The organism is Mycobacterium sp. MAC_080597_8934, from assembly GCF_000523975.1.
Classification (GTDB): Bacteria; Actinomycetota; Actinomycetes; order Mycobacteriales; family Mycobacteriaceae; genus Mycobacterium; species Mycobacterium avium.
In genome coordinates this window covers 74,128-99,727 of record NZ_JAOS01000001.1, presented here as the reverse complement: position 1 = coordinate 99,727, position 25,600 = coordinate 74,128, and the positions used below count along the sequence as shown (strand labels likewise).

General features: G+C 69.5%; 29 protein-coding genes. 9 read left to right on the top strand and 20 right to left on the bottom strand.

Annotation, left to right across the window (positions count from 1 at the left end; translation table 11 throughout):
• The first annotated feature begins 13 nt into the window (after window positions 1-13).
• Genes NF20_RS00485 through NF20_RS00470 form a run of 4 tightly spaced genes read left to right on the top strand, consistent with a single transcriptional unit; the run spans window position 14 to window position 4,099 of the window.
• Window positions 14-667, top strand: coding sequence for a DUF4129 domain-containing protein (locus NF20_RS00485; protein WP_019734098.1), 654 nt, complete (start codon window positions 14-16; stop codon window positions 665-667).
• Window positions 667-1,800 carry a DUF4350 domain-containing protein gene (locus tag NF20_RS00480; RefSeq protein ID WP_033712003.1) on the top strand — a complete coding sequence of 378 codons (1,134 nt, stop codon included), beginning with the start codon at window positions 667-669 and terminating at the stop codon, window positions 1,798-1,800. Before NF20_RS00485 ends, NF20_RS00480 begins: the two co-directional genes overlap by 1 nt.
• Window positions 1,797-2,780, top strand: a complete 984-nt coding sequence (locus NF20_RS00475; RefSeq protein ID WP_033712005.1) for an AAA family ATPase — start codon at window positions 1,797-1,799, stop codon at window positions 2,778-2,780. The genes NF20_RS00480 and NF20_RS00475 overlap by 4 nt, the downstream gene beginning before the upstream one ends.
• A complete protein-coding gene (locus NF20_RS00470) occupies window positions 2,777-4,099 on the top strand; it encodes a DUF58 domain-containing protein (RefSeq protein ID WP_033717188.1) in 1,323 nt (440 codons plus the stop codon). The genes NF20_RS00475 and NF20_RS00470 overlap by 4 nt, the downstream gene beginning before the upstream one ends.
• Window positions 4,100-4,111: 12 nt before the next feature.
• Here the strand turns inward: NF20_RS00470 and NF20_RS00465 are convergent, their stop codons facing one another.
• Complete coding sequence (locus NF20_RS00465) at window positions 4,112-5,104, bottom strand: stage II sporulation protein M (RefSeq protein ID WP_019734179.1); 993 nt, start codon at window positions 5,102-5,104, stop codon at window positions 4,112-4,114.
• A gap of 119 nt (window positions 5,105-5,223) precedes the next feature.
• Between NF20_RS00465 and NF20_RS00460 the strand changes: the two genes are divergently transcribed.
• Complete coding sequence (locus NF20_RS00460; RefSeq protein WP_306454147.1) at window positions 5,224-6,054, top strand: RDD family protein; 831 nt, start codon at window positions 5,224-5,226, stop codon at window positions 6,052-6,054.
• On the opposite strand, the gene NF20_RS00455 is transcribed toward NF20_RS00460, so the two are convergent.
• Complete coding sequence (locus tag NF20_RS00455) at window positions 6,051-6,440, bottom strand: hypothetical protein (protein ID WP_033712011.1); 390 nt, start codon at window positions 6,438-6,440, stop codon at window positions 6,051-6,053. The two genes, NF20_RS00460 and NF20_RS00455, sit on opposite strands and share 4 nt — an antisense overlap.
• A 205-nt stretch (window positions 6,441-6,645) precedes the next feature.
• On the opposite strand from NF20_RS00455, the gene NF20_RS00450 reads away from it, so the two are divergent.
• The gene (locus NF20_RS00450; RefSeq protein WP_003873345.1) at window positions 6,646-7,362 is read left to right on the top strand and encodes a PadR family transcriptional regulator; all 717 of its coding nucleotides are present in this window, start codon (window positions 6,646-6,648) and stop codon (window positions 7,360-7,362) included.
• A 32-nt stretch (window positions 7,363-7,394) separates the two neighbouring features.
• Here NF20_RS00450 and glpK read toward each other — a convergent pair whose 3' ends face one another.
• Window positions 7,395-8,861 (bottom strand): glycerol kinase GlpK, encoded by a 1,467-nt coding sequence (glpK, locus tag NF20_RS00445; protein WP_230484139.1) that lies wholly within the window; start codon window positions 8,859-8,861, stop codon window positions 7,395-7,397.
• A gap of 166 nt (window positions 8,862-9,027) precedes the next feature.
• Here glpK and NF20_RS00440 point away from each other — a divergent pair, with 166 nt between their 5' ends.
• The gene (locus tag NF20_RS00440; RefSeq protein ID WP_033712012.1) at window positions 9,028-10,500 is read left to right on the top strand and encodes a glutamate--cysteine ligase; all 1,473 of its coding nucleotides are present in this window, start codon (window positions 9,028-9,030) and stop codon (window positions 10,498-10,500) included.
• Window positions 10,501-10,510: 10 nt separating this feature from the next.
• The gene (locus NF20_RS00435) at window positions 10,511-11,191 is read left to right on the top strand and encodes a class I SAM-dependent methyltransferase (protein WP_019683595.1); all 681 of its coding nucleotides are present in this window, start codon (window positions 10,511-10,513) and stop codon (window positions 11,189-11,191) included.
• A gap of 3 nt (window positions 11,192-11,194) precedes the next feature.
• Here the strand turns inward: NF20_RS00435 and egtE are convergent, their stop codons facing one another.
• The 8 genes from egtE to NF20_RS00395 form a co-directional block, all read right to left on the bottom strand.
• Entirely contained in the window at window positions 11,195-12,340 is a 1,146-nt protein-coding gene (gene egtE, locus NF20_RS00430) for an ergothioneine biosynthesis PLP-dependent enzyme EgtE (protein WP_033712013.1), read from the bottom strand.
• The gene (gene egtD, locus NF20_RS00425; RefSeq protein ID WP_033712014.1) at window positions 12,337-13,302 is read right to left on the bottom strand and encodes an L-histidine N(alpha)-methyltransferase; all 966 of its coding nucleotides are present in this window, start codon (window positions 13,300-13,302) and stop codon (window positions 12,337-12,339) included. Before egtD ends, egtE begins: the two co-directional genes overlap by 4 nt.
• A complete protein-coding gene (gene egtC, locus NF20_RS00420; protein ID WP_023869902.1) occupies window positions 13,302-14,000 on the bottom strand; it encodes an ergothioneine biosynthesis protein EgtC in 699 nt (232 codons plus the stop codon). Before egtC ends, egtD begins: the two co-directional genes overlap by 1 nt.
• Window positions 14,000-15,301 carry an ergothioneine biosynthesis protein EgtB gene (egtB, locus tag NF20_RS00415; RefSeq protein ID WP_033712015.1) on the bottom strand — a complete coding sequence of 434 codons (1,302 nt, stop codon included), beginning with the start codon at window positions 15,299-15,301 and terminating at the stop codon, window positions 14,000-14,002. Before egtB ends, egtC begins: the two co-directional genes overlap by 1 nt.
• A complete protein-coding gene (gene egtA / locus NF20_RS00410; RefSeq protein WP_011723532.1) occupies window positions 15,298-16,608 on the bottom strand; it encodes an ergothioneine biosynthesis glutamate--cysteine ligase EgtA in 1,311 nt (436 codons plus the stop codon). Before egtA ends, egtB begins: the two co-directional genes overlap by 4 nt.
• A 205-nt stretch (window positions 16,609-16,813) precedes the next feature.
• Entirely contained in the window at window positions 16,814-17,476 is a 663-nt protein-coding gene (locus NF20_RS00405; RefSeq protein WP_019733610.1) for a sensor domain-containing protein, read from the bottom strand.
• Between the two features lie 67 nt (window positions 17,477-17,543).
• Window positions 17,544-18,062, bottom strand: coding sequence for a hypothetical protein (locus NF20_RS00400; RefSeq protein WP_003873355.1), 519 nt, complete (start codon window positions 18,060-18,062; stop codon window positions 17,544-17,546).
• Window positions 18,063-18,204: 142 nt separating this feature from the next.
• Window positions 18,205-18,639, bottom strand: coding sequence for a hypothetical protein (locus NF20_RS00395; RefSeq protein WP_009974611.1), 435 nt, complete (start codon window positions 18,637-18,639; stop codon window positions 18,205-18,207).
• A 360-nt stretch (window positions 18,640-18,999) separates the two neighbouring features.
• On the opposite strand from NF20_RS00395, the gene NF20_RS00390 reads away from it, so the two are divergent.
• Window positions 19,000-19,248, top strand: a complete 249-nt coding sequence (locus NF20_RS00390) for a hypothetical protein (protein ID WP_033712018.1) — start codon at window positions 19,000-19,002, stop codon at window positions 19,246-19,248.
• A gap of 271 nt (window positions 19,249-19,519) precedes the next feature.
• Here NF20_RS00390 and NF20_RS00380 read toward each other — a convergent pair whose 3' ends face one another.
• From NF20_RS00380 to NF20_RS00340, 9 genes are all read right to left on the bottom strand, one after another.
• Window positions 19,520-19,978 carry a hypothetical protein gene (locus NF20_RS00380; protein ID WP_033712023.1) on the bottom strand — a complete coding sequence of 153 codons (459 nt, stop codon included), beginning with the start codon at window positions 19,976-19,978 and terminating at the stop codon, window positions 19,520-19,522.
• Window positions 19,979-19,988: 10 nt separating this feature from the next.
• Window positions 19,989-20,606 (bottom strand): hypothetical protein, encoded by a 618-nt coding sequence (locus NF20_RS00375; protein ID WP_155947425.1) that lies wholly within the window; start codon window positions 20,604-20,606, stop codon window positions 19,989-19,991.
• 238 nt (window positions 20,607-20,844) lie between these two features.
• Window positions 20,845-21,162: an HNH endonuclease gene (locus NF20_RS28840; RefSeq protein WP_416332313.1), complete on the bottom strand. Its 318-nt coding sequence runs from the start codon at window positions 21,160-21,162 to the stop codon at window positions 20,845-20,847.
• A gap of 139 nt (window positions 21,163-21,301) precedes the next feature.
• A complete protein-coding gene (locus NF20_RS00365) occupies window positions 21,302-22,138 on the bottom strand; it encodes a phage major capsid protein (protein ID WP_033712027.1) in 837 nt (278 codons plus the stop codon).
• A 150-nt stretch (window positions 22,139-22,288) separates the two neighbouring features.
• Window positions 22,289-22,852: a hypothetical protein gene (locus tag NF20_RS00360; RefSeq protein ID WP_033712028.1), complete on the bottom strand. Its 564-nt coding sequence runs from the start codon at window positions 22,850-22,852 to the stop codon at window positions 22,289-22,291.
• Window positions 22,853-22,912: 60 nt separating this feature from the next.
• Window positions 22,913-23,188: a hypothetical protein gene (locus NF20_RS00355; RefSeq protein WP_155947424.1), complete on the bottom strand. Its 276-nt coding sequence runs from the start codon at window positions 23,186-23,188 to the stop codon at window positions 22,913-22,915.
• A gap of 111 nt (window positions 23,189-23,299) precedes the next feature.
• Complete coding sequence (locus tag NF20_RS00350) at window positions 23,300-24,715, bottom strand: DUF3631 domain-containing protein (RefSeq protein ID WP_218917628.1); 1,416 nt, start codon at window positions 24,713-24,715, stop codon at window positions 23,300-23,302.
• 29 nt (window positions 24,716-24,744) lie between these two features.
• On the bottom strand, window positions 24,745-25,056 hold the full coding sequence (locus NF20_RS00345) for a DUF2742 domain-containing protein (protein ID WP_179944054.1): 312 nt from the start codon (window positions 25,054-25,056) through the stop codon (window positions 24,745-24,747).
• Entirely contained in the window at window positions 25,053-25,562 is a 510-nt protein-coding gene (locus NF20_RS00340; protein WP_155947423.1) for a hypothetical protein, read from the bottom strand. Before NF20_RS00340 ends, NF20_RS00345 begins: the two co-directional genes overlap by 4 nt.
• Between the last annotated feature and the right edge of the window lie 38 nt (window positions 25,563-25,600).

Here is a 25,600-nt window from a genome sequence, read left to right as displayed (position 1 = left end):
GGACTAGCGCAGGATGCCTTCCATCGACATCGACCGCGATGCCGCGCACCGCGCCGCCGCGGACGAACTGCACAAGCCGATCTACTCCAAGGGCTCCACGCCCAGCCAGCTCGTCGCCTGGCTCAACGACGCGATCTACCGGATGCTGCAGAAGATCTCCACCGTTCCGGGTGGATGGCTCACCGCCACCGTGCTTTTCCTCCTGCTCGCGATCGCGGCGGTGGTCGCCGTGCACATCCTGCGCCGCACCATGCGCACCCGCCGCGGCGGCGACCACCTGTTGTTCGAAGCCGCCCTGCTGACCGCCGCCCAGCACCGCGCGACGGCCGAAAGCTGCGCCGCCGAAGGTGATTGGGCGGCCGCGATCCGGCACCGGCTGCGCGCCGTGGCCCGCCAGCTCGAGGAGACCGGCGTGCTGACCGCCGCCCCGGGCCGGACCGCCAACGAGCTGGCCCGCGACGCCGGCGCCGCCTTGCCGCATCTGGCCGGCGAATTAACCCAAGCCGCAACGGCTTTCAATGACGTCACCTACGGCGAGCAGCCCGGAACCCAGGCCGCCTACCAGCTGATCGCCGACCTGGACGAGCACCTGCGCTCCCGCTGGCAGGGTGTCACACCGCCGCCCGGCCAACCCGTCGTCGCCGAGTCCTGGGCCCAGGTGCGCTGATGGCGACGACCACCGCCACCGCCACCGCGCCGCGGCGCCGGCGCTCCTGGCGCTGGGTGCTGGCCACGCTGCTGGTGCTGGCCGTCATCGCCGGGGTGGACGCCTACCTGAGCGCGCCGCGGCCCGGCACCCGGATGGACGCGGCGTCAACCGATCCCGACGGCGCCCACGCGCTGGTGGCGCTGCTGCGCGACGGCGGAGTCGACGTCGTGGTCGCCGACCACATCGCCGACGTCGAATCCGCGGCGCGCCCGGACGCCCTGATCCTGGTGGCCCAGAGCCAGTACCTGGCCGACTCGGTGCTGGACCGGCTGGCCCGGATCCGGTCCGATCTGCTGCTGGTGGAACCGACCACCGAGGCCCGCAAGGCGCTGTTGCCCGGCGTGCGGATCTCGGGGACCAACGGCTTCGACAGCGACCCGAATTGCACTCTGCGCGAAGCGGTGCGGGCCGGGTCGGTGCGGTTCGGGCGTGCCACCACCTTTGAATCCGAAGACGGCCGGGCGATGACCCGCTGCTACGACGGCGCGCTGATCCGGTTCCGCGACGGCGGACGCGCCATCACGGCGGTGGGCAGCACCGACTTCATGACCAACGGCAGCCTGCTGCAGGCCGGCAACGCGGCGCTGGCCATGAACCTGGCCGGGGGCCGGCCCCGGCTGGTCTGGTACGCGCCTCACTTCGTCGAGGGCGAGTCCTCTTCGAAGGCAACGGTTTTGGATTTGATCCCGGCCAACGTGTACTGGGTCGTCGGCCAGCTGGCGGTGGTGGTGCTGCTGGTCGCGGTGTGGCGGGGCCGCCGGCCCGGACCGCTGGTGGCCGAGGAGTTGCCGGTGGTGGTGCGCGCCTCGGAGACCGTCGAGGGCCGCGGCCGGCTGTATCGGTCCCGGCGGGCGCGCGATCGCGCCGCCGCGGCCTTGCGCACCGCCGCGCTGCAGCGGCTGACCCCCAAGCTCGGCCTGGCCGGCGGCGCCACCCCGGAGGCGGTGGTGTCCACCGCCGCCCAGCGCACCGGCTCCGATCCGGGCTGGGTCTCCTACCACCTGTTCGGCCCGCCGCCGACGACCGACCACGACCTGTTACAACTTGCCCGTGCGCTCGACGACATCGAAAGGCAGGTCGCACACCCGTGACGCAACCGACGCAACCGGTCACCGCCAGCCCCACCGCTGAATCGGCACGAGAGGCGCTGCTGGCGTTGCGCGCCGAGCTCGCCAAGGCGGTCGTCGGACAGGAGGGCGTGGTCAGCGGTCTGGTCATCGCGCTGCTGTGCCGCGGCCACGTGCTGCTGGAAGGCGTTCCGGGAGTGGCGAAGACGCTGCTGGTGCGGGCGCTGGCCGCGGCGCTGCAGCTGGAGTTCAAACGGGTGCAGTTCACCCCGGACCTGATGCCCGGCGACGTGACGGGCTCGTTGGTGTACGACGCGCGCACCGCCGCGTTCGTGTTCCGGCCCGGGCCGGTGTTCACCAACCTGCTGCTGGCCGACGAAATCAACCGCACCCCGCCCAAGACGCAGGCCGCGCTGCTGGAGGCGCTGGAAGAGCGTCAGGTCAGCGTCGAGGGCGAGGCCCAGCCGCTGCCCGAACCGTTCATCGTCGCCGCGACCCAGAACCCGGTGGAATACGAAGGCACCTACCAGCTGCCCGAGGCCCAGCTGGACCGCTTTCTGCTCAAGTTGAATGTGACGCTGCCGCCGCGGGAGGCCGAGATCGCCATCCTGCACCGGCACGCGCACGGCTTCGATCCGCGCGACCTGTCCGTCGTCCAGCCGGTGGCCGGGCCCGCGGACCTGGCGGCCGGCCGCGACGCGGTGCAGCAGGTCCGGGTCGCCGACGAGGTGCTGGGCTACATCGTCGACATCGTCGGCGCCACCCGCTCCTCGCCGGCGCTGCAGCTGGGGGTGTCACCGCGCGGGGCGACCGCACTGCTGGCCACCGCCCGGTCCTGGTCGTGGCTGTCGGGCCGCAACTACGTCACGCCCGACGACGTCAAGGCCATGGCCCGCCCGACGCTGCGGCACCGGGTGATGCTGCGCCCGGAGGCCGAACTCGAGGGCGCCACCTGTGACGGTGTGCTCGACGGGATTCTGGCGTCGGTCCCGGTGCCCCGGTGATCCTGACCGGACGCACCGGGCTGGTCGCACTGATCTGCGTCCTGCCGATCGCCCTGTCCCCTTGGCCCGCAACGGTTTTCACGGCACTGCTGGCGGCCCTGGCGGTCGCGGTGGCCGTCGACGCCGCGCTGGCGGCCAGCCCCGCGCGGCTGCGCTATATCCGCTCCCCCGACCGCTCGGCCCGGCTCGGCCAGCACGCCGACGCGGCGCTGTTGATCCACAACGACGGCCCGCGCCGGTTCCGCGGCCAGATCCGCGACGCCTGGCCGCCCAGCGCGCGGGCCCGGCCGCGCCTGCACCGGGTGGACATCCCCGCCGGTCAACACCAGCACATCGCGACCCGGCTGGCGCCGGTGCGCCGCGGCGACCAGCGGGCCACGGTGGTCACTGCCCGCTCCATCGGGCCGCTGGGCCTGGCCGGACGGCAGGGGTCGCAATCGGTGCCCGGCCAGTTGCGGGTGCTGCCGCCGTTCCTGTCCCGCAAGCACCTGCCGTCGCGGCTGGCCCGGCTGCGCGAGATCGACGGGCTGCTGCCCACCCTGGTGCGCGGGCAGGGCACCGAATTCGATTCGCTGCGAGAGTATGTCGTCGGCGACGACGTGCGCTCCATCGACTGGCGCGCCACCGCGCGGCGCGCCGACGTGGTGGTGCGCACCTGGCGACCCGAGCGCGACCGGCGGGTGGTGATCGTGCTCGACACCGGGCGCACCGCGGCGGGCCGGGTCGGTGTCGACCCGACCGCCGCCGATCCCGCCGGCTGGCCGCGGCTGGATTGGTCGATGGACGCCGCGCTGCTGCTGGCCGCGCTGGCGTCGCGAGCCGGCGACCACGTCGACTTCCTGGCGCACGACCGGGTCGGCCGGGCCGGCGTCTTCGGCGCCTCGCGCACCGAGCTGCTCGCCCAGCTGGTCGACGCGATGGCCCCACTGCAGCCTACCCTGGTCGAAACAGACTGGCGGGCAATGGTTTCCGCGATTGCACTGCGGGCCCGCCGGCGGTCGCTGGTGGTGCTGCTGACCGACCTCAACGCGGCGGCCCTGGACGAGGGCCTGCTGCCGGTACTGCCGCAGCTGTCGGCGAAACATCACCTGCTGGTGGCCGCGGTCGCCGACCCGCGGGTGGACCAGATGGCCGCCGGTCGCTCGGATGCGGCGGCGGTGTACGACGCGGCCGCCGCCGAGCGGTCCCGCAACGAGCGCGCCGCGATCGCCGCCCGGCTGCGCCACGGCGGGGTGGAGGTGGTTGACGCCGCACCGGCCGAACTGGCGCCCGCGCTCGCCGATCACTACCTGGCGATGAAGGCGACCGGCCGGCTGTAGCGCCCGCCCCGGTCAGCCGGTCGGGACGACGTCGGGCGCTTCGTCGATGTCACCGCTTTCCCCGGCTTTGACGCCGCGGCGGCCGAAGTAGCCGATGTAGCACAGGAACGCCGCCTCGGCGACGACGCCGATGCCGACCCGCACGAACGTCGGCAGCGGCGACGGCGTCACCAGCGCTTCGATCAACCCGGACACCAGCAGCACCGCCACCAGGCCCACCGCCACCGACACGACGGCGCGGCCCTGTTCGGCGAGCACCTGCCCGCGGGGACGGTCGCCCGGCGAGATCACCGACCAGCCCAGCCGCATTCCCGTTGCCCCGGCAAGGAATACCGCCGTGAGCTCCAGCAACCCGTGCGGGGCAAGCAGACCCAGCAGCAGCCCGCCCTTGCCGGCCGGGAACATCAGCCCGGCGATCACCCCCAGGTTGGCGGCGTTCTCGAACAGCACCAAAGGAATCGGCAATCCCAGCACCACCGACAGCGCGATGCACTGGGCCGAAACCCAGGAATTGTTGACCCAGATCTGCAGCGCGAACGCGGCGGCGGGATGTTCGCTGTAATACGACTCGACGTCGTGATTGACCAATTGGTCGATGTCGCTTGGAGTTCCCAGCGCCGACTGCACCTCGGGGTTGCCGGCCACCCACAGCGCGACGATCACCACCACCGCGAAGAACGCCGCCCCGGTGGCCACCCACCACCGCCAGGACCGGTAGGCGACGACGGGGAACGACACCGTCCAGAACCGGACGAAGGTGCTGCTCAGCGGGGCGTGGGCGGCGGTCACCGCCGAGCGGGCCCGCGCCACCAGACTGGACAACCGGCCGACCAGCATCGAATCCGAGGACGCCGAGCGCAGCATCGACAGGTGGGTGGACACCCGCTGGTAAAGCTCGACCAGCTCATCGATCTCGGCGCCGGACAGCGACCGGCGCCGCCCGACCAATCGGTCCAGGCGGTCCCAGGTCGGGCGATGGGCCAGCACGAAGGCATCGACGTCCACCCTGGGCAGCCTAATCGCCGCGCGGTCCGGGCAAAGTCCGCCCGGCCCCGGCTCACCGCCCAGCCTGTACCGTTCCAGTTATGTCGGAGGTGGTGACCGGGGACGCCGTGGTGCTCGACGTGCAGATCGCCCAGCTGCCGGTGCGGGCGCTCAGCGCGCTGATCGACATCGCCGTGATCGTCGTCGGCTACCTGCTGGGGCTGATGCTGTGGGCCGCCACCCTGACCCAATTCGACACCGCGCTGAGCAACGCCATCCTGCTGATCTTCACGGTGCTGGTGATCGTCGGCTACCCGCTGATCCTCGAAACCGCAACGCGGGGACGCTCGGTGGGCAAGATCGCGCTGGGGCTGCGCGTGGTGTCCGACGACGGCGGCCCGGAACGCTTCCGCCAAGCGCTGTTTCGGGCGCTGGCCTCGCTGGTGGAGATCTGGATGCTGTTCGGCAGCCCGGCCGTCATCTGCAGCATCCTGTCGCCCAAGGCGAAACGGATCGGCGACATCTTCGCCGGCACCGTGGTGGTCAACGAACGCGGACCCCGGCTGGGGCCCCCGCCGGCGATGCCGCCGTCGCTGGCCTGGTGGGCGTCGTCGCTGCAGCTGTCCGGACTGTCCAGCGGCCAGGCCGAGGTCGCCCGCCAATTCCTTTCCAGGGCAGCACAACTCGATCCGGGGCTGCGCCTGCAGATGGCCTACCGGATCGCCGGCGACGTGGTGGCCCGCATCGCTCCGCCGCCGCCCGGCGCCCCACCGGAATTGGTGCTGGCCGCCGTGCTCGCCGAACGGCACCGCCGCGAGCTGGCCCGGCTGCGCCCGCCCGCACCCTGGCCCGCACCCGGCTATCCGCCGGCCTGGCCCGGCTCCGGGCCCGCACCGCCGTGGCCGGCCCCGGGGCCGCTGAATCCCGGTCCGCCGGAAGGGTTTTCGGCAGGCTTCACGCCGCCGCGCTAGCTGGACACGCTGGCGGCCATCAGGGCGACGTCTGCGATCAGCAACGCCCACCCGCACAGCGGAACGGCGATGCCGCCGCGGCGTTTGGCGGTCAAGAACGAGACGATGATGACGACGACGGCCACCGCCGGTGCGCCGTAGAACGCGACGCCGAAATCGATCCCGCCGTGGCCCAGGTTGGGGCAACTGCGGTCGCTGCACCCGTCGGTGCTCATCACCGCACCGAGCGCGAACGGCATCACGATCGCGGCGGCGGGCACCGTCGCCAGCGCCAGTCCCCAGTTGACCCACGGCCACACGTTGCGGCCCCCGGGGCGGCCGGGCCGCCCGGACGCGACCGCACCCGCAGCTCCGCCGTCGACCGTGAGCTTGTCGTTTGCGTCCATCTGTGTGTTCCTACCCGCCGTCTGCCGGGTGCAAACCGCGTCGGGCGGCCGAGGAGATCCCGGGTTGTGGACCGTTTGTGCAGTTCAGTGGGCTGCAGCCAAATCCGATCAACATATCCCGTTGCATCGCGTTAGTTTGCGATATATCGTGATGTTTCGAAGCGCACGTCCGGTGCGCAAACCCACGAACGTAAGGACGAAAACCATGAGCAACCCCTTCACTCCCCCCGACGGACCCTTCGGCGCCCGCCCCGGCTTCGGCTTCGGCTTCGGGCCCGGCCGGGTTGACCGCCGCGCCCTGCACGAGGCGCGCCGCCAGGCCCGGCGGGATTTCCGCGAACATCTGCGCGAGCACGCCGGCGGCCACGACGGACCGCTGGGCTTCGGTCCCGGATTCGGGCCTGGCTTCGGCCCCGGGTTCGGACCGGGCTTCGGCTTCGGTCCGGGCGGCCCGCGCGGCGCATGGCGCCGTGGCGGCCCGGGTCGCGGCAAGCGCGGTGACGTGCGCGCCGCCGTGTTGGCACTGCTGGCCGAGCGCCCGATGCACGGCTACGAGATGATCCAGCTGATCGCCGAACGCAGCAACGGGCTGTGGAAGCCCAGCCCCGGCTCGGTGTACCCGACGCTGCAGCTGCTCGCCGACGAGGGCCTGATCACCGCGACCGAAACCGACGGCAGCAAGAAGCTTTTCGAGCTGACCGACGACGGGCGCGCGGCCGCGGAGAAAATCGAGACCCCGCCGTGGGACGAGATCGCCGAGGGCGCCGACCCCGGTCACATGAACCTGCGGGCGGCCATCGGTCAGTTGTTCGGCGCGGTCGGGCAGTCCGCCCACACCGCGAGCCCCGAGCAACAGCAGCGCATCGTCGACATCCTCAACAATGCGCGGCGCGAGATCTACGGCATTCTCGGCGAGGACTGAGTTGCCTTGAGCGGGCCCTGGATCGGGTCACGTCACGTGACGTCGGCCCAATCCAGGGTCCGCTGCACCGCCTTGCGCCAGCCCGCGTAACCCGCGGCGCGCTGCTCGTCGCTCCAGGCCGGCGTCCAGCGCTTGTCTTCGCGCCAGTTGGCCCGCAGCTCGCCCGGGTCGGCCCAGAACCCCACCGCCAGGCCCGCCGCGTACGCCGCGCCCAGCGCGGTGGTCTCGGCCACCACCGGCCGCACCACGTCCACGCCCAACACATCGGCCTGGATCTGCATGCACAGGTCGTTTCCGGTGATGCCGCCGTCGACCTTCAAAACCTCAAGGCGCACACCGGAATCCGCTGCCATCGCGTCCACCACGTCACGGCTCTGATAGCAGATCGCCTCCAGCGTCGCCCGCGCCAGGTGGGCATTGGTGTTGAACCGCGACAGCCCGACGATCGCGCCGCGCGCATCCGAACGCCAGTAGGGCGCGAACAGCCCGGAAAAGGCGGGGACGAAATAGACGCCGCCGTTGTCGTCGACCTGCCGCGCCAGCGATTCGCTCTGCGCGGCGCCGCTGATGATGCCCAACTGGTCGCGCAGCCACTGCACGGCGGCGCCGGTGACCGCGATCGAACCCTCAAGTGCGTAAACGGGTTTGGCGTCGCCGAACTGGTAACACACGGTGGTGAGCAATCCGTGCTCGGACCGCACGATGCTCTCACCGGTGTTGAGCAGCAGGAAATTCCCGGTGCCGTAGGTGTTTTTGGCTTCGCCCTCGGCCAGGCAGACCTGGCCCACCATCGCCGCGTGTTGATCCCCCAGCACGGCGGTGATCGGTATCCGGCCGCCGGCCGGCCCGGTGTCCGAGGTCACCCCGAACGGCCGCGGCGACGACGACGGCCCGATCTCGGGCAGCATGGCGCGCGGGATGGTGAAGAACGACAGCAGCTCGTCGTCCCAGTCCAGCGTCTCCAAGTCCATCAGCATGGTCCGGCTGGCGTTGGTCACGTCGGTGGCGTGCACCCCGCCCCGCGGCCCCCCGGTGAGCTGCCACAACACCCAGCTGTCGGCGGTGCCGAACAACGCGTCGCCGCGCTCGGCCGCCTCGCGCACCCCGTCGACGTTGTCCAGGATCCATTGCAGCTTCGCGCCGGAGAAGTAGGTCGCCGGGGGAAGTCCCGCCTTGCGGCGGATCACCTGGCCGCGCCCGTCGCGGTCGAGCGCCGACGCGATCCGGTCGGTCCGGGTGTCCTGCCAGACGATCGCGTTGTAATAGGGCCGGCCGGTCTTGCGGTTCCACACCAGGGTGGTCTCGCGCTGATTCGTGATGCCCAGTGCGGCAAGGTTTTCCGCGGACAGGTTGGCGCGGTTGAGCACCGACGTCAACACCGAGGAGGTGCGCTCCCAGATCTCGATCGGGTCGTGCTCGACCCAGCCCGCCCGGGGCAGGATCTGCTCGTGCTCGAGCTGATGGCGGGCCACCTCGGCACCCTGGTGATCGAAGATCATGCAGCGCGTGCTGGTGGTGCCCTGGTCGATGGCGGCGATGAATTCGGCGAATTCGGCCACAGCTCTCCTGTTCGGTGACACGTCGGCGGCAGAAGTCCATCATGGTCTACCCGCTCGCCGCCGACCAAGCTTGCGTTACCGGCGGTAACCCTGTTGCATCTGCGGTGTGGGCGAAGAGGTCAAGCGCGCCACGTACGACAGCGCACATCGGCGGGAATTCCGGCGCAAGGTGGCGCTGTGTCTGGACGTCTTCGAGACGATGCTCGCCCGGTCGTGCTTCGAGTCCGAGCAGCCGCTGACCGGCATGGAGATCGAGTGCAACCTGGTCGACGCCGACTACCAGCCGGCCATGTCCAACCGGCACGTGCTGGACGCCATCGGCGATCCGGCATATCAGGTCGAATTGGGCGCCTACAACATCGAGTTCAACGTTCCGCCGCACGCGCTGCCCGGGCACACCGGCCTGGATCTCGAGGCCGAGGTGCGGGCCAGCCTGAACGAGGCCGAGACCAAGGCCGGCGCGGCCGGCGGCGCGCACATCGTCATGATCGGCATCCTGCCCACCCTGATGCCCGAACACCTGGACCACGACTGGATGAGCGAATCGACGCGCTATGCCGCGCTCAACGACTCGATCTTCACCGCCCGCGGCGAGGACATCCCGATCGACATCTCCGGTCCCGAGCCGTTGAGCTGGCACACCGCGACCATCGCGCCCGAATCCGCTTGCACCAGTACGCAACTGCATCTGCAGGTGGCCGCCGAGACGTTCGCGGCCAACTGGAACGCGGCGCAGATCGTCGCCGGCCCGCAGTTGGCGCTGGGCGCCAACTCGCCGTTCTTCTTCGGGCACCAGCTGTGGGCCGAGACCCGCATCGAGCTGTTCGCCCAGTCCACCGACACCAGGCCGGAGGAGCTGAAAACCCAAGGCGTACGGCCGCGAGTGTGGTTCGGCGAGCGCTGGATCGATTCGGTCCTCGACCTGTTCGCGGAGAACATCCGCTACTTCGGATCGCTGCTGCCCGAGGTGTCCGACGAAGACCCGGTCGCCGAGCTGGCCGCCGGCCGCACGCCGCAGCTTTCCGAGTTGCGGCTGCACAACGGCACCGTCTACCGGTGGAACCGCCCGGTGTACGACGTCGCCGACGGGCGCCCGCATCTGCGACTGGAGAACCGGGTGTTGCCGGCCGGGCCGACCGTCATCGACATGCTGGCGAACTCGGCCTTCTTCTACGGCATGCTGCGCAGCCTGTCCGAGGCCGACGACCCGCTGTGGGACCGCATGGATTTCGCTGTGGCAGAAGCCAATTTCCTCACCGCGGCGCGGCACGGCATCGACGCCCGGCTGCGCTGGCCCGGGATCGGTGAGGTGAGCGCGCGCGAGCTGGTGCTGGACACGCTGCTGCCGATCGCCGACGAGGGACTGCGCCGCTGGGGGGTGGATGCCGAGGTGCGCGACCGGTTCCTGGGCGTGATCGACGGCCGCGCCCGCGCCGGACGCAACGGCGCCAGCTGGCAGGTCGCCACCGTGCGGGCGCTGCAGGACGGCGGCCTGAGCAGGCGTGCGGCGCTGGCCGAGATGCTGCGCCGGTACTGCGAGCACATGCACGCCAACGAGCCGGTGCACACCTGGGAGTAGCTTGGGAACCATGTCGTCTGATCAAGTGATGGACTGGGACAGCGCCTATCGCGAACAGGCCCACTTCGAGGGCCCGCCGCCGTGGAACATCGGTGAGCCACAACCGGAACTGGCCGCCCTGATCGAGCAGGGCAAGTTCCGCAGCGACGTGCTGGACGCCGGCTGCGGATTCGCCGAGCTGTCCCTGGCGCTGGCCGCCCGCGGCTACACGGTGGTCGGCATCGACCTGACCCCCACCGCCGTCGCGGCGGCCACCCGCGCGGCGGCCGAGCGCGGGCTGACCACGGCCAGCTTCGTGCAGGCCGACATCACGTCGTTCACCGGCTATGACGGACGGTTCGCCACGGTGGTCGACAGCACGCTGTTTCACTCGCTGCCGGTCGAGGGCCGCGACGGCTACCTGCGCTCGATCCACCGGGCGGCGGCAGCCGGCGCCAGCTTGTTCATCCTGGTGTTCGCCAAGGGCGCCTTCCCCGCCGAGATGCAACCCAAGCCCAACGAGGTCGACGAGGACGAGCTGCGCGCCGCGGTGGGCAAATACTGGGCGATCGACGAGATCCGCCCGTCCTTCATCGTCTCGAACGTGCCCCAAATCGCCGATGCGCCTTTCGAATTCCCGGCGCATGAGCGCGACGAGCGGGGCCGGATGAAGATGCCCGCGTACCTGCTGACCGCGCACAAGGCCCAGTAGCCCTCAGGCCGAGGTCGCCGCCGTCGCGGCGATGAGCGCTTCGGCGAAGGTCTCCAGGTCCTCGGCGGTGGTGTCCAGGTGCGGCGAGATCCGCAACACCGGCGCGGTGAGCCGCAACGGCGCGCGCTGCACGCCGACGAAGGTGGTCAGGATCCGCCGCTCGGCGAGCAACCAGTCCCGCACCGCCCGCGGGTCCGCGCCGTCGGTGGGCGCCAAAGTGGTGATGGCACTGGGCTCTTCGGCGTCTTCGACGACCGCCCAGCCGGTCACGTCGGTCAGCACGCCGCGGCTCAGGCCGCCCAGCTCGGCCAGCCGCGCGCAGACGGCAGCCGGCCCGTATCCCAGGTATTCCCCCAGTGCCAGCGAAAACCCTACTCGCGCAGCGACATTGGCCTCACCAAACTCGAGTTGCTGAGCCACCGTGGAGCCCGGCGCCCAGTCCGGCGCCGCCAGCCTCGGGTGCAGGTTTTCCATCAGCGCCCGGCGCACCGCGAGCATCCCGACTCCGCGCGGCCCGGCGATCCACTTCCGCGACGACGAGTAGGTCACGTCGGCGCCGGCCGTGCAGTCCACCTGACCCAGCGCCTGCGCGGCGTCGACGACCAGCGGCAGCCCCAGCTCCCGGCAGAGCCGGGCGATCATCGAAACCGGTTGCACCACACCGCTGTGGCTGCCAATCGTGGTCAGGTGGACCAGGTCCGGCGGGTCGGTCTGCAGGGCCAGCGCCGCGTCGTCCAGCGCCACCCGGCCGTCGGCCAGGGTCGGCAGCAGCCAACGGTCGAATCCGTGGGCGGCCATCACGGCCAGGTTGGGGCCGTACTCGCCGGGCAGGCAGGCCAGGGTGCGGCGCTCGGCCGGCCAGCTGCCCAGCAGCAGGTCCAGGGCGTGCAGCGAGCCGGTGGTGAACACCGCCTCGGCGTCGGTCATGCCGGTCAGCGCGGTGAATGCGAACCGCCCGGCGTCGAGCACCGGTGCGGCCGCCTCGGCGGCCACGTAACCGCCGAGCTCGGCCTCGTTGCGGGCGTGCTGGGCGGTGGCCTCGATCACCGCGCAGCTCTGCCGGGCACAGGCCGCGCTGTCGAGGTGCAGACCCGCCGCCGGCGGCCGGGCCGACCGCCACTTGTCGGCCAGCGGGGTGCCGCCGCTCACTTGACGGCCAACGACAACCCGAAGTCGTCCGCGCCGTCGGTCCACCAACGCGTGCGACGCAATCCGGCGGCGGCCAGCTCGGCGCTCACCCGCTCCGGGCGGAACTTGCACGACACCTCGGTGAGCATCTCCTCACCCACCCGGAAGTCCACCGTCAGCCCGAGCGCACCGACCCGCACCCGCTGGCGCACGGTCGCGCGCAGCCACATCTCGATGCGTTCCTCGTCCACGTTCCAGCGGGCCACGTGCTCGAAGGCGTCGACGTCGAAATCCGCGTCCAGTTCCCGGTTTATCACCGCGAGCACGTTGCGGTTGAACGCCGCCGTCACCCCGGCGGCGTCGTCGTAGGCGCGCACCAGCCGCTCGGTGTCCTTGACCAGGTCGGTGCCCAGCAACAGGCTGTCGCCGGGCCGCATCTGGGCCGACAGCGCGGCCAGGAACTGCGCGCGCGGCCCGGGCGTCAGGTTGCCGATCGTCGAGCCCAGAAACACGAACAGCCGTCGCCCGCCTTCGGGGATCTCGGTCAGGTGCTCCTCGAAATCGCCGCAGACGGCCTGGATTTCGATGCCGGCGTATTCGCGCTGGATGGCGGCGGCGGATGCCGACAGGATGCCGGCGTCGACGTCGAACGGGACGTACCTGCGCAGCGCGCCCCGCTCGCGCAGCGCGTCGAGCAGCACCCGGGTCTTCTCCGAGGTGCCGCTGCCCAATTCGACCAGGGTGTCGGCCTCGCTGGCCGAGGCGATGCCGGGCGCCTGCGCGCGCAGGATCTCGGCCTCGGCGCGGGTCGGATAGTATTCCGGCAGGCGGGTGATCTGGTCGAAAAGGTCACTACCCACCGAATCGTAGAACCACTTGGGCGGCAACGACTTCGGTGTACGCCGCAGCCCGTCGAGCACGTCGCGGCGCAACGCGTGGTGGGCCGAGTCGGCGGCGAGGTGGTTGGACAGCGACAGCGTCATCAAAATCCCTTCGGATGATCCAGCGGTGTCAGCGTGACACCGTCGGCCGTGACATCGACCAGGTGGCGGTCCGGCACGTCCTCCCAGCCGGAGTCGTCGTCGTAGGGTTCACTGGCCACCACCACGCCGTCGGCGCGGCGCAGGATGGACAGGGTGTCCCCCCAGGCCGTGGCCAGCAGCCGAGAACCGTTGGCGGCCAGTATGTTAAGCCGGGCCGCCGGGTCGGCCGCGCCGATCTCGGCGATCATCTCGCCGAGTGCGTCCAGGCCCCGCTCGAAGATGACCGCTGCCAATATCGCGCTGTCGCAAACGGATTCGGCCCGCGAGGTCACCGGCAGCACGGACCGGTCGACCACCCCGTTGTGCGACAGCAGCCACCGGCCGTCGGTGAACGGTGCGGTGGCGCTGATCTCGATCGGCATGCCCACCGTCGCCGAGCGCACCGCGGCCACCACGCAGTGGCTGTGCAGCGCCGGCGCGACGGACTCGAAGGACACGTCACCCCACAGCGGCGCCGGGCTGCGCCAGCGGCGCGGCACCTCCCCGTCGAAAAACCCTGCGCCCCAACCGTCGGCGTTGAGCAGGCCGTGTTTCTGCCGGCGCGGCGCGTAGGACTGCACCCGCAGCCCGAACGGCGGCTCGAGCATCAGCGAGGAGACCGTGGCGTCGGCCCCCAGCCATCCCAGATGCCGGCACATCAGCGGTGGTCCCGCGCGCCGGGCACGTCCCAGGCCAGCCGGACACCGGCGAAGATCTGGCGCCGGTACGGGTGATCCCAGTTGCGGAAGCTGGGCCGCAGGATGCCCGGCTCCACCGCCCACGAGCCGCCGCGCAGCACCCGGTAGTCGCCATCAAAGAACGGCTGCGAATAGCGTTCGTAGAGCATCGGCGCGAATCCCGGCCAGGGCCGCAGCGGGGACGTCGTCCACTCCCACACGTCGCCGAGCATCTGTTCGGCCCCGCACGCCGAGGCGCCGGACGGGTAGGCGCCGACGGGGGCGGGGCGCAGCGCGGCGCCGCCCAGGTTCGCCACGGCCGGCGACGGCGGCGTCGCTCCCCACGGATAGCGGCGCCGGGTGCCGGTGGACGGATCCCACGCGCAGGCCTTCTCCCACTCCATCTCGGTGGGCAGCCGGGCACCGGCCCAGGCCGCGTACGCTTCGGCCTCGAAAAAGCTGACATGCTGCACCGGTTCGTCGGCGGGGATGTCTTCGACATGGCCGAACCGGGTGCGGGTGCGCGCGTCGGGGTGCCAGAACTGGGGCGCGGTCAGGCCGGCGGCCTGGCGGTGCTGCCAGCCGCGCCGCGACCACCAGCGCGGCTCGTCGTAGCCGCCGTCGGCGACGAACTGCTGCCATTCGCCGTTGGTCACGGGAACCGTGCCGATCCGGAACGCGGGCAGGTCGAGCACGTGCGCCGGACGTTCGTTGTCCAGCGACTCGGGTTCGTCGGCGGCGTCCACCCCGAGGACGAACTCGCCGCCGGGCACCAGCACCGAGGTGCCGGCCAGTTCCGGCCGGCCGGCCGGCAGCACCGACGTGTCGCGCAGCAGCGGCGCGCCGCTGCGCAGGTTCAGCGCCTGCAGCATGGTTTCGTCGTGCTGGTTCTCGTGGCTGACCACCATCGCGTACACGAAGGCGGCGTCGGGGTCGTCGGGCAACGCATCCAGGGTGTCGAGCACCGCCGCGCGCACCGTGCGGCAGTAGGCGCGGGCCTGCTCCGGCGACAGCAGCGGCAGGTCGACCCGGCTGGCGCGGGAGTGCACGAACGCGTCATAGAGGCCCTCGACGGCCGGCGGCAACATCCCGGGCCGGGCGGGGTCGCCGCCCCGCAACAGCCACAGTTCCTCCTGCTGGCCGATGTGCGCGAGATCCCACACCAGCGGGCTCATCAACGGGTCGTACTGCCGGCGCAGCTCGTCGTCGTCGAAGTCGACCAGCCGCAGCGTCCGCGCCCGCGTCCGCGCCAGCTGGTCGGCGATCGCCTCCGGTGACGTCACGGCCCCCCTTGCGGGCCGCGCGCGGCCCGGGAAACCGACGCCGCGATGCCGTGCTCGATGACCTGGTCGGCGAAGTCGTCGCCGGGACACCGGCCCTGTTCGACGAGGCGGACCAGCCGCCGCATCGGCTCGGCGAGTTCGGCCGGCGCCCGCTCGGCGGCGATCGCCAGGCAGGCGTTGGCCGCCGCGTACAGCCGTCGGTCCCGCAGCCCCACCCGGGCCGCGACGTCCCAGGCGGTGGCCACCGGTTCCACCGCCCGGGCCGCCAGGCCGGCGGCGACCGGGTCGTCGAGCAGCGCGACCAGGGTGAACACCACGGCGGGCCACAGGGTGTCCGGCACGCTGTCCAGATAGCGGATCTCCAGCCACTGCCGCGGGCGCACCGGCGGGAACAGCGTGGTCAGGTGGTACTCCAGGTCGGCGACAGTGGGCCGGCGGCCGCCCAGCAACACCCGCCCGTCCACCCAGTCGGCGAACGGCACCCAGCGCGTGACCGCCTCGGCGTCCGGGGTGTGCACCAACATCACCGGCGCCTTGAGCGCGTAGCGCGCCCAGTCGGTGCCCGGGTCGTCGCCGCTGGCACCCAGGATGGGGCCGCAGCGCGCCGAGTCCATCCGACCCCACACCCGCTGCCGGCTGGACACCCAGCCGGTGAAATCGCCGTCCAGCATCGGCGAGTTGGCCGTCATCGCAATCATGGTGGGGCCCAAGGCATGTGCCAGCCGAACCCGCGCCGCCCAGCCTTCCCGCGGCCCGGCGTCCACGTTGACCTGAATCGACGCCGTGGATGTCATCATCGCCGCGCCCGCCTCGCCGGAGCGGCTGGTGGCGAAGAACCGTTCCATGGCGCGGTAGCGGGCGCCGGGGTTGATCCGCTGGGGCGGCCGCAGCGGGTCGGCGCCCAAAAACACCAGACCCAGCCCGGCCTCGGCGAATGCGGGCCGCAGCACGGCCTGGTCGCGGCGCATGGCGTCGATGGCCGCCAGCACGCCGTCGGCCGGCGGGCCGGACAGCTCGACGGCCCCGCCCGGCTCCACCGTGACCCGGCTGCCGCCGGGCAGCGCGGGCAGCGCGTCGAGCACCGCGGCGATCTCGTCCCAGCCCGGCCGGCGGCACGGGTCCTGCGGGTCGTGGCAGTGGGCTTCGACTTCCAGACCCACCCGGCCCAGCGGAGCGTCCGCCAGACAGCCCCGGGCGATGTAGTGCGCGACGGCCGCGGAGTCGGTCAGCTCGGCGATCCTCAGCTCGGCCGCCGGGTCGCCACCGGCCGGCCGCGAAGCCGCCGCAGTGCTCGGGGCGAACGTCATATCACGATCCCTTCGGGCCCGACCAAGCCTGAACATGCACCTGCGGACCGCTTCCCTGCGCAGCTAATCGAACGATAACCGGCACCACTTCGTCTAGTGCTTCATCTATCAGACGCCCCCGACATATTCCCCTCGCGCGCCTTCGGCTCGCCTTCGCGGCGCGGCGTCGAGGGCGCACGGAAACGACGGGTACCCGATCCGTCGACTATTGACCCAGCGCGTTTTGCATGGCCCCGGCGAGCACGTTCACCGCGGGCCCGGCATTGCCGGACTGGCACACTTTCGCCTGCAGCACCACGTTTTCACGCAGCCTGGTCTGATTGAAGCACCGGCGATCGGTGCCGGCTTCCTGCTTGGTCCAGTTCTCGTCGGCGGGACCGGCCGGGCCGCCGTCGAACGACCACACCTGGGTGCTGCCGTTGTCCAGGTGGATCGCGGTGGTCTGACCCGAACAGCCGACCGTTCGATCCACCACCCGATGAAAGGCGCGGTCCGCGGCGTCGTTGGTGGCGAACACCCCGACCGCCTGTTTGACCAGATGCGTCTGGTCGGTCGCCGAGGTCTGGGTGACGGCCCCGTTGAACGACGCCAGGTCGGGGTCGTTGAACACCTCGGGCAAGCCGATGTCGGCCCAGTTGTTGCACTCCGGCAGGTCCACCCAGTCACCCTGCCCGGGCTGGGTGAACACCGACTCCCACCCCATGGGCCCGCCGACGATGTTGCCGACCGACCCCTTGCCCAGCACGGCGTAGTTCACCACGCCGGGCTCCGATGGGTGGGCGGCCGCGACCGGAAGCGCGACCGCGCCCGCCGCCGCGACGCCGACGAACAACACCGCCCGGCGAACCCGCGTGATCCGCATGGTCATGCAGCGATCATGCCAGGCGCCCCCGGCCTTGAGGACCCGGCTCAAGGGCACGTCTTGAGGGAGCGGCTTAAGGGCGCGGCGCGGGCGTGCTGGGAGCGGGGCTGACCGGCGACGGCTGCCCGGGGCCGCTGACGCCCGGGCCGGAGACCGGGCCGCCGGGGCCACCCGGGCCGCCGGGGGGCATCGGGACGATCAATCCCGGCCCGCCGGGCCAGGGCCCGTTGTCGGGTCCACCCGGGCCGCCGTACCACGCCCCGGAACCGCCGGGACCGCCGGGCCAGGGCCCGTTGCCCGGACCCGGACCGCCGTACTGCCAGGGCCCGTTGCCCGGTCCGGGGCCGCCCGGATGAAAGACGCCGTGGTGATGGTGGCAGTGGTAATAGCTGTGCTTCCAGATGAAGGCGCCGACGAAGAACACCGACGAGATGATGAACACGATGCCCGCGACGATCACCACCCAGGCCGCCGCCGTGTAGAGCCGCGGCGGCTTCACCCGCTCGGGCGGCGGCGGGGGCGGTGGAACTGCGGCGGCTGGGGTCGGCTCGGGAGTGGTCGGCTCAGCTTGCGGTTCGGGTGTCTCGCTCATGCCATGCCATATTGCCGCGCGCGCCAGGCACCCAACAGGGCCCCGCGGCAAATTGTTGCGAATCGAGACGCGGCGGTTACCCCGACGAACGGGTGGCCCGGCGCTCGCAAGGAGCGCCGGGCCACGGGTTGGGTATCGGGTTTCAGTTGGTCAGGACGATGACGCTCGGGGCCTGCCCCAGCGCGCCGTGCGACGTCGCCGCGGAGTGGAAGACCGACGCCGGCAGCTGGTTCGGGGCCAGGCCGCTGGGGCGCACCGGCGACGGCGTGGCCGGCGCGGTGGACGTGCCCGGACCGGTCTGGCCGCCCTGGCCGCCGGGTCCGCCCGGGCCGCCGAAGCTGCCGGGACCACCCGGGCCGCCGGGGCCGCGGTGATGCATCATCGCGTGGTGCTTGTGGTGGTGGTGGCCGTGATGGCCGCCGCGGTGGCCGAGGATGAAGCCGGTGAAGAAGATCACCGCGACGATGAACACGATGCCGGCGACGATGGCGACCCACGCGGCGACTTGGAAGACCCGCGGGGCCCGGTATGGCGCCGCGGCAGCGGGCGCCGGTGCAGTGGCGGTGGAGGTCCGCACAGTGGGGGTTTCAGATGTTTCACTCATGAGACAAATGATGAAGGCGTTAACAATAGCTGCGGCTATGCGCCGGTTATGTAGCAGCTGTGAACCAAAGCCCCTGCTCAACAAGGCATATCGCCGACCCCGAGATTTCGAGGTTAGGGCTTCAACCTTGAAAACTGGGGGGCGAATTTCAAGGTTGCCCCGGCTTGAACGGGTTCACCGCGAATCCGTTCCTGCATGTTTGGCAAAGCGGATGTAAGTTGAGATGAATAGTTTCCGCAGGTCAGCTTTGTTTATTGTGTTGGCGGCAAAAGTGGCGTTCGTAAGCTACTGCGGACGCACTGCGGACGGAGCCGCCAGAGCGGGAGGTACGCGATGCCTCTGATCCTGTTGCTGATCGCCGCCGCAGTGCTGGTGAAGTTCGGCTGGCTGCTGGCCGCTTTCGCCGGCGTAGCCGCGGCCGGGTCGGCGATCGGAAAGTGGCTCGCACGCCGGGATGACCGAGTGATAGCCCGGCGCCAGCAGGAGAGGGCGATCGCAGCTCGAGCGGATCGGCAGCACGCCGCGGCGCTGGCCGGTGATCACTTCCTCGGCATGTATGGCGATTATCCGCCGGCAATATGAGCGGCGCGGCCCGGCACCTTGCCTGCTTACAGATCCCGCAGGTCCTCGGCAGCTTGTCGCTCGCGGTCAATGAGTTCGGTTGCTTTCTGTAAGTCGTTGTCCGCGAGCCGTATGTACCCTGCGAAAGCTACGCCGACCAAGGTGGTGAGGATATCCCGTAGTCCAGGGTCATCGAGGGTCTCGTCGACCACCTGAGAAAATTGTGGCCCCACGAATGCGGACAGCAATCTGTACATCCCTGCCCGCCCCGCGTATTCAGCATTTCTGCCTGTCACTGAGCGCCCCGATCCGGAGGGTAGCTCACCGCATCGAGCAGTTTGTCGACGAACTCGTTGGCGCGTTCGCGCAGATGGCCGGTGAATTTTCCAACATCCAGGCTGATTTCGTCGCCAGCAACGACTTTGACCGTGAGCTTGCGGAGTGGACGCCCGGCAAAAAAGTCATCCTCCCCGACGGTGGCCGCCAGTCCGACTGCGATATTCGCGATGGGCCAAACGCTGGCGGTGACACTCAGTTCCGCATCGCCTTCGGCGACAAGTCGCCCGAGCAAGTTGCCCTTTATCCAATGCAGCGTTCGGAGGTAGCCCTTCTCGTTGAGCTCACCGGCCCAGGCGTCCACCGGCCAACGGGTGAAGGTCTGCACCGCGCGCACAAACATGGGATTGACCTGAATCGCATTGAAGCGATTGTTGCCACTGAGCGCGTCGGTGATTTCATCGAGTTCAACCATGGGTCGGAGACTACGCGGAGGAGGTGACAGCTTGCCTCTGGCTCACGGCCTGCAACACTCTGGTGAGCGCATCAATGCGCTCTTCCATACTCAATGGTTCGACAAGCCGTTGGGATTCAGGCAGCGGTTCATCCGCGAGTTCCGCCAGACGATGCCGCAGCAACGTCTCGATCTCTCGGCAATGCTTCCGCGACGCACCGGCCACTACCTGGCAGCCATACCGACCGCGCAGCGGTAAAGAATCAACGGCCGCGTTCGACGTGACCACCGCGAGGATCCTGTACCGCTCGGCCCGCAGCGCAGTCTCGATGCACGGGTCCGGCCAGCACCGGCCGCCCACCACCCCGAACGTCAACGCGAACTCCTTGGCCGTCCGGCCGCGTAGCTCGGCGCCGTAATAGTCGTGCTCAAACAGACTCGCCAGCCGTGGAAAGAAATACAGCCCACACTGGCAGTTCCCCCACTTCGGCAGGTGGTCACAACTAACAGTGACCATCGGCCCGTACGCCCGCCCCCACAGAAACGGCGACCGCAGTAAGCCCTCGCCGGATATTCGCCAAAACCGCCAGCCTGGCTGCATCTCTCGACCCTCGTTCCGAAGTTTGCTGAGCCGGTCATAGCCGCCCATTTTGGGGGTGTACGAAACTCGCGAGCGCCAGAGGTTCGAGTTTCGTACACAGACCGGGACGCTATGCCATCCGTGCCCGGCGCGCGGCGGTCGCGGGGTCGTCCCCCAGGGGTGCCGTGACCTGCGATGATGCTTGTCTGTTGGTGATGGCTGTCCGGTTGTGGGTGACGGCATGGGTCACCATCCTCGGCGCGCTGGTTGGGTATGTGTGCGATGTGTGATGGTCGTTCAGCGTCGGTTATCGCACGTGATCGGGTGCCGATAGGGCTTCTGCTGGGTGCAGTGGTGGTGGTCGCTTACCGCGCCGTCGGGCGCGGCCGCGGACGGCTTCAGCTTGCGTCTTGGGACGGTGACACGGGACGCAGAGGGTTTGCACGTTGTCCAGCTCGTCCTGGCCACCTTCAGCGACGGGCACAATGTGGTCGCAGTGAAGATCGCCGGTCCCGGGCGTCCCCTCGTAACCGCATTGGACGCAGGTCCATTCGTCGCGTTTGAAGCATGCCTGTTGCAGCCAGTGCGGGACTGTGCGGCGGCGGATCTCGGCGTCACCCCACATCAGCTGCTGCCGCCGCTGGGTTGGCCCGTTGGCCGCGACTGACCTCGCCATTGGTCAGTCGCGGCCGCGGGGTTTGCGGGTCGGCGGCCACGGTTCAGGTAGGAGACGGACCTGAAGGCGTTGGCGCCGCGGCCCACGATCAGCTACCGCCGGCGTCGGCGACGGTGAACCGGCCGATGCGCTCCGGGCGCATGACCTTCCAGCCGATCCGCCAGGTGGCGCGGACTTGGATGGCGTCTTGGGCGAACAGAGCATGCTCGCTAGTCGCGATCCGTACGGGCCCGACTGCGCTGGCGATCGCGGTGGCGTCGACGACGACGCCGGTGCCCGCCGGCACGAATGGTGACCGCACGACGGGCAGGTCGAGCAGCATCGGTTGGCTGTCGTGCGTACCAGCACCAAGCAGCGACGCGTTGTATGCGGTGCCGATCTTCAGTTTCCGCAGCGCCGCCCACGACATCGGATCCAGGATGATGTGGGATGGCTTGGAACGGTTCGCCTCAAGCCTCGCGATGAGGTCGACCAAGCTGTCGAGGCTGTCGCTGACTTCGGTTCCGGTGACCACATCGGCTGCGTGGAGCAGTCCGATCAGTGGGTTGGTGTTCTCACCGAGGAAGCTGGCGTCGGCCTTGGCGATCAGGTCGGTTGCGACCGAGTTCGCGACCGCGGCCGCGGTCTGTTCTTGGTTGAACTGCTCGGACGACAGGTTGACCAGTCGGTACAGCTTTTTGGTTTTGATCTCGACTTCGTCGAGGCCGGGCGGGTTTTCGGTGCCGGCGGTGTTCTCGTCGACGTACTCGGCGTCGAGTTGGTCGACGACGTAGGCGACGTGCAGGCTTGGTTCATCGCCGTCGACGTCGCCGGACACCAACGTGCATTGGTTGATGAGGGCGGGTGCGACGACGTCGAGCGGGGCGAAGGTGTATTCGTCTCTCGCCCAGCCTGGCGCGGTTGTCGAGGTAGTGATGTCTGCCATGTCAGGCCTTGCCTTTCAGGTGCGCACGGGAAACCCGCGCGTGAAATTCAACGGGGGTTCTGCGCCGGCTGGGTGTCTCACCGCCTGCCGGGTCCGCACCTGGCGTGACAATCGCAATCACATCGTACAAGGCGGGGCCGACATCTCCGGTTATTCGCCGCCGCGCGGGCCGAACGCCTCAACCCACTTGTCGCGCTTGGGTGCATGCGCCATCGCGCCGGAGCGTAGTTCGCCGAGCCGAGGTTTGGGTCGTGGTCGATTGAGCATGAGGCCGAGCGTGTCTTTGGCGGCGGCCGCGGCCTTCTGGACTTTCTCGGGGTCGGGTACGCCGGCGTCGTTGAGTAGGTCAGCGATTTCCGCGCCGGAAGCCCAGAATGCGGCCGGCTTGATGCCGAACGCGGTCACCTGAGTGTCGATCGCGGCGCGCTGCATGTTCTCAAGTTGGGCTGCCAGAGCGGTGTTTTGGGACTCGGCGTCGCGAAGTTTGGTGCGCCACTTCGCCGCTTCATGGTTCGGATTGTCGTCTCCATCGCCTTCGGCACCATCGGGCTGCTCGTCGGCGGCCTGGTCGGTTTGGTCGGTCGACCGGTGGGCGGGCGGCCGGAAGGCATCCTGGTATTCGGCTGCCGCGGTGGCTTTGACTGCGATGTCCAGCGCCTCGTCCGGGCTGAGCTCGGTGTCCGTGGCTTCGGTTGTGACCTCGGTATCGCTCACTTCTGTTGTCCTTTCGTGAGTTTCGGCTTCGGCATGATCGGTTTGGCGACGGTGACGTATTCAGTGGCACGGGCCGGCGACATCGAGGTAGGTGACGGCGGTGTGGGTGTACGCCAGGGCGGCGACGTCGTTCGCCGGCTTCGATGCGCATGGCCCGACGACGTCCGGGTGCGCGCGCCGCGCCTTCCAGTCGTGGACGGCGTCTTGCAGATTGGAATGTTCGTGATGGTTGCGGTCATGGGGTTTGGTGCTTCCGGCGCGGAGCATGCGTACGGCTTCGGCGAGCCGCCCCACGCAGGGGATGCGCCGGGATGGCGCGGCCGTCGTCGTCGACACACCATGCTTGGGGTGCAGCGTCGCAGTCGGGGCAGCGGACGTCGAGTACGCCCGTGGTGGCGTAGGCGTCCGGGTCAGGTTGTCCTTGTTCGGCCATGTTGAGGCGGTTCCTTATCGTGTCTCGGTGGTGCACCAGTCGGCGTGGCCCTGCTTCTCGATATGCCATGAGCAGACGCCGCAGCGGCCGGGACCGGCTGGCCCTTCGAATTTGCTGGTGCTTTTCTGTTTCGGTGCCGGGCGCGTCACTGTGTGGGCGCGTGTATGCGGCATTGCTGCCTCTCTTCCCCGTATAGCCGAAACATCCGAAACAGCCGAAACACTGCTGGTAGAAGACCCAGATTCTGTTTCGGACAAGCGGGTCGTTTCGGATTCGTCCGAAACAAATCTTGAGTCGCTGACCTGCGTTGTTTCGGCTGTTTCGGATGTTTCGGTCTGTGGCGCAAGGTAGCGTTGCCAAGCGTCTGCGAGGCCCACGGAGTCGCCGTCGGGTGCAGAGTGGGGAGCGGTGAGATAGCCCTTAGCGGATTTGCTGCCGATGCGGATCTGCTTCGGTCGCACGCCGTAGTTGCGGAGGTAGTTCGACAGTTTCCGTTGGTCGAGAGTCTTGCCCCACAGGTCGCGCCACGGGGAGTCTGGTTCAGCGATCAGCTCGGTCACGATGTCAGCTGAGTGCAGCTCCGTGATGGGCGCCTGGTCTTCGGGATGAAATAGCTTGCGCAGGTCGGCAAGCAACCGCACGCCCACCGAGGCGGCTTCGTCGGATGGCTTGAACACGTAGTGCCGGCACGCGGCACGGGCCAGTTCGGGCCAGCGGCCGCCGATGCTCTCGGCGACGGCGAGCAGCGGCTCCCACACCTCGGCGGGTCGATCGACGACACCGCTGGGAATGGTCGGGCGCGCGGTCTCCAAGATGCCGGCGGCCCGGTCTGCCCAGGCCGTCAGTGTCTCGATGATCGGTGCGGCTTCGGTGAGAGCGTCGCGTTCGCGGAACGCGGCGACCTGTTCGCCGGGTGCGCGCTTGCGCATCTCGATGACGACGCCGCGGGTGGTGATGGTGCGGGGCATGGTGCCTAGGCCAGCGAGCGCCACGGGCGCGTAGACCTTGAAGGCGGTCACCTTCATCTTGGCGCCGTCGCCTTCGCACCTGTCCACGGTGGCGCCTTTGCGGTAGCCGCTGTTGTAGATAGCGCGCTGCGCCTCGGCTTCGGATGTGGCATTGCGGCTGAATACGGCGTCGGCTTCATCGGCCAAGATGGTAATGGGGTCGTCGGATCCGCCGATGCGCCGGTACAGGGCCGCCGCGCTGGTGCTCATCGTCAGTTTGGCGTTGCGGCACAAGATCGCCAGCAGCTCGAGCAGCCTGGTCTTCCCGCTGCCGGGCTCGGGGGACTGGATGACGAGCCGCGGGGTGGTGAAAAACGCCCAGACGACCCACGTGTGTGCGACCCAAAGCGCGCATGCGATTGCGGCGTGGTCACTGGGAAAAGCGACGTATTTCGTTAGCATCGCGTGGATTTCGTCGAGCACCGTCGTTCGTCGCTGTACGGGTGTGTCCGTCACGCCACCTCCCGTGGAATGTAGACACCTGAGCGACGTCGGATACTGCGCGACAATCCTGACCAGTCCGAAGATGCTGAAATACCTTGGGCCGCTTGGGTAAGAGCCGCGCTGATGGTGTCGTTGCGCAAGGCATCGCGGCGACCGCCGTCGAGAACAGCCGCCAGTTTTCGCGGATCGGTGGCGTCGAGCTGCTGCCAGGCGTAGGAGCCGGCCAACGGCCAGCTCCCCGCCTCGTGCAACATTGGCGCCACGAACAGATGGACCATATAGAAGTCGACCTGCCGCGACTCGGTTCGATAGTCGGTCACCCTTTGGACTCCGCGGCTGCGAAGGCCCAGGCGAAGGCATCAATCATGATTTTGAGAGCCGTGGCCAGCGCAGAGCACACAGCCAACGGATTGTCTTCGTCGGTGTTTCGGTCGAGCTGGTTGCCGTTGAGCCACTGGTGGATACGCCACGCCAGGTGGGCAGGCCCTTGTGCGCCGTTGATGATGGCCAGCATGGAGAAGGTGTCGCAGTCGCGCTCGCTCAGGCCGTCTAGCACCTTCGCTTCGACAAGTTCATGGACGAATGCGCGGATGAACTGACCGTTGAAAAGTGAGTCCGCGTTCTCGATGGCCGGGTCGCTCGCGAGCACTTCTGCTCCCTGGATGAGACGGTCGTAGCGATCACCGGTGAAACGGCCGGCGTCGGCAGACTCTGGGCAGTCGGGTGCGTGACGGCCGATCCCTTGACAGCACGCGCGGGTAGCTGAGTCGACCGGGTACGTGCCGCGGCCGGGAACCTGGTCGTCGTCGGCGTGGTGTTCTAACATTGTGAGACCTCTCTGTTCTTGTGGAGCGATTGGTTGAG

Coding starts and splice junctions, on each gene's coding strand:
- NF20_RS00455 (WP_033712011.1), bottom strand. CDS start 6,440: ATGGACGCAAACGACAAGCTCACGGTCGACGGCGGAGCTGCGGGTGCG.
- NF20_RS00390 (WP_033712018.1), top strand. CDS start 19,000: ATGCCTCTGATCCTGTTGCTGATCGCCGCCGCAGTGCTGGTGAAGTTC.
- NF20_RS28840 (WP_416332313.1), bottom strand. CDS start 21,162: ATGTGGGGTGACGCCGAGATCCGCCGCCGCACAGTCCCGCACTGGCTG.
- egtC (WP_023869902.1), bottom strand. CDS start 14,000: ATGTGCCGGCATCTGGGATGGCTGGGGGCCGACGCCACGGTCTCCTCG.
- NF20_RS00485 (WP_019734098.1), top strand. CDS start 14: ATGCCTTCCATCGACATCGACCGCGATGCCGCGCACCGCGCCGCCGCG.
- NF20_RS00340 (WP_155947423.1), bottom strand. CDS start 25,562: ATGTTAGAACACCACGCCGACGACGACCAGGTTCCCGGCCGCGGCACG.
- NF20_RS00480 (WP_033712003.1), top strand. CDS start 667: ATGGCGACGACCACCGCCACCGCCACCGCGCCGCGGCGCCGGCGCTCC.
- glpK (WP_230484139.1), bottom strand. CDS start 8,861: ATGATCTTCGATCACCAGGGTGCCGAGGTGGCCCGCCATCAGCTCGAG.
- NF20_RS00450 (WP_003873345.1), top strand. CDS start 6,646: ATGAGCAACCCCTTCACTCCCCCCGACGGACCCTTCGGCGCCCGCCCC.
- NF20_RS00365 (WP_033712027.1), bottom strand. CDS start 22,138: ATGGCAGACATCACTACCTCGACAACCGCGCCAGGCTGGGCGAGAGAC.
- NF20_RS00405 (WP_019733610.1), bottom strand. CDS start 17,476: ATGACCATGCGGATCACGCGGGTTCGCCGGGCGGTGTTGTTCGTCGGC.
- NF20_RS00380 (WP_033712023.1), bottom strand. CDS start 19,978: ATGGTTGAACTCGATGAAATCACCGACGCGCTCAGTGGCAACAATCGC.
- NF20_RS00435 (WP_019683595.1), top strand. CDS start 10,511: ATGTCGTCTGATCAAGTGATGGACTGGGACAGCGCCTATCGCGAACAG.
- egtD (WP_033712014.1), bottom strand. CDS start 13,302: ATGACGCTGTCGCTGTCCAACCACCTCGCCGCCGACTCGGCCCACCAC.
- egtA (WP_011723532.1), bottom strand. CDS start 16,608: ATGACGTTCGCCCCGAGCACTGCGGCGGCTTCGCGGCCGGCCGGTGGC.
- NF20_RS00400 (WP_003873355.1), bottom strand. CDS start 18,062: ATGAGCGAGACACCCGAACCGCAAGCTGAGCCGACCACTCCCGAGCCG.
- NF20_RS00375 (WP_155947425.1), bottom strand. CDS start 20,606: ATGGGCGGCTATGACCGGCTCAGCAAACTTCGGAACGAGGGTCGAGAG.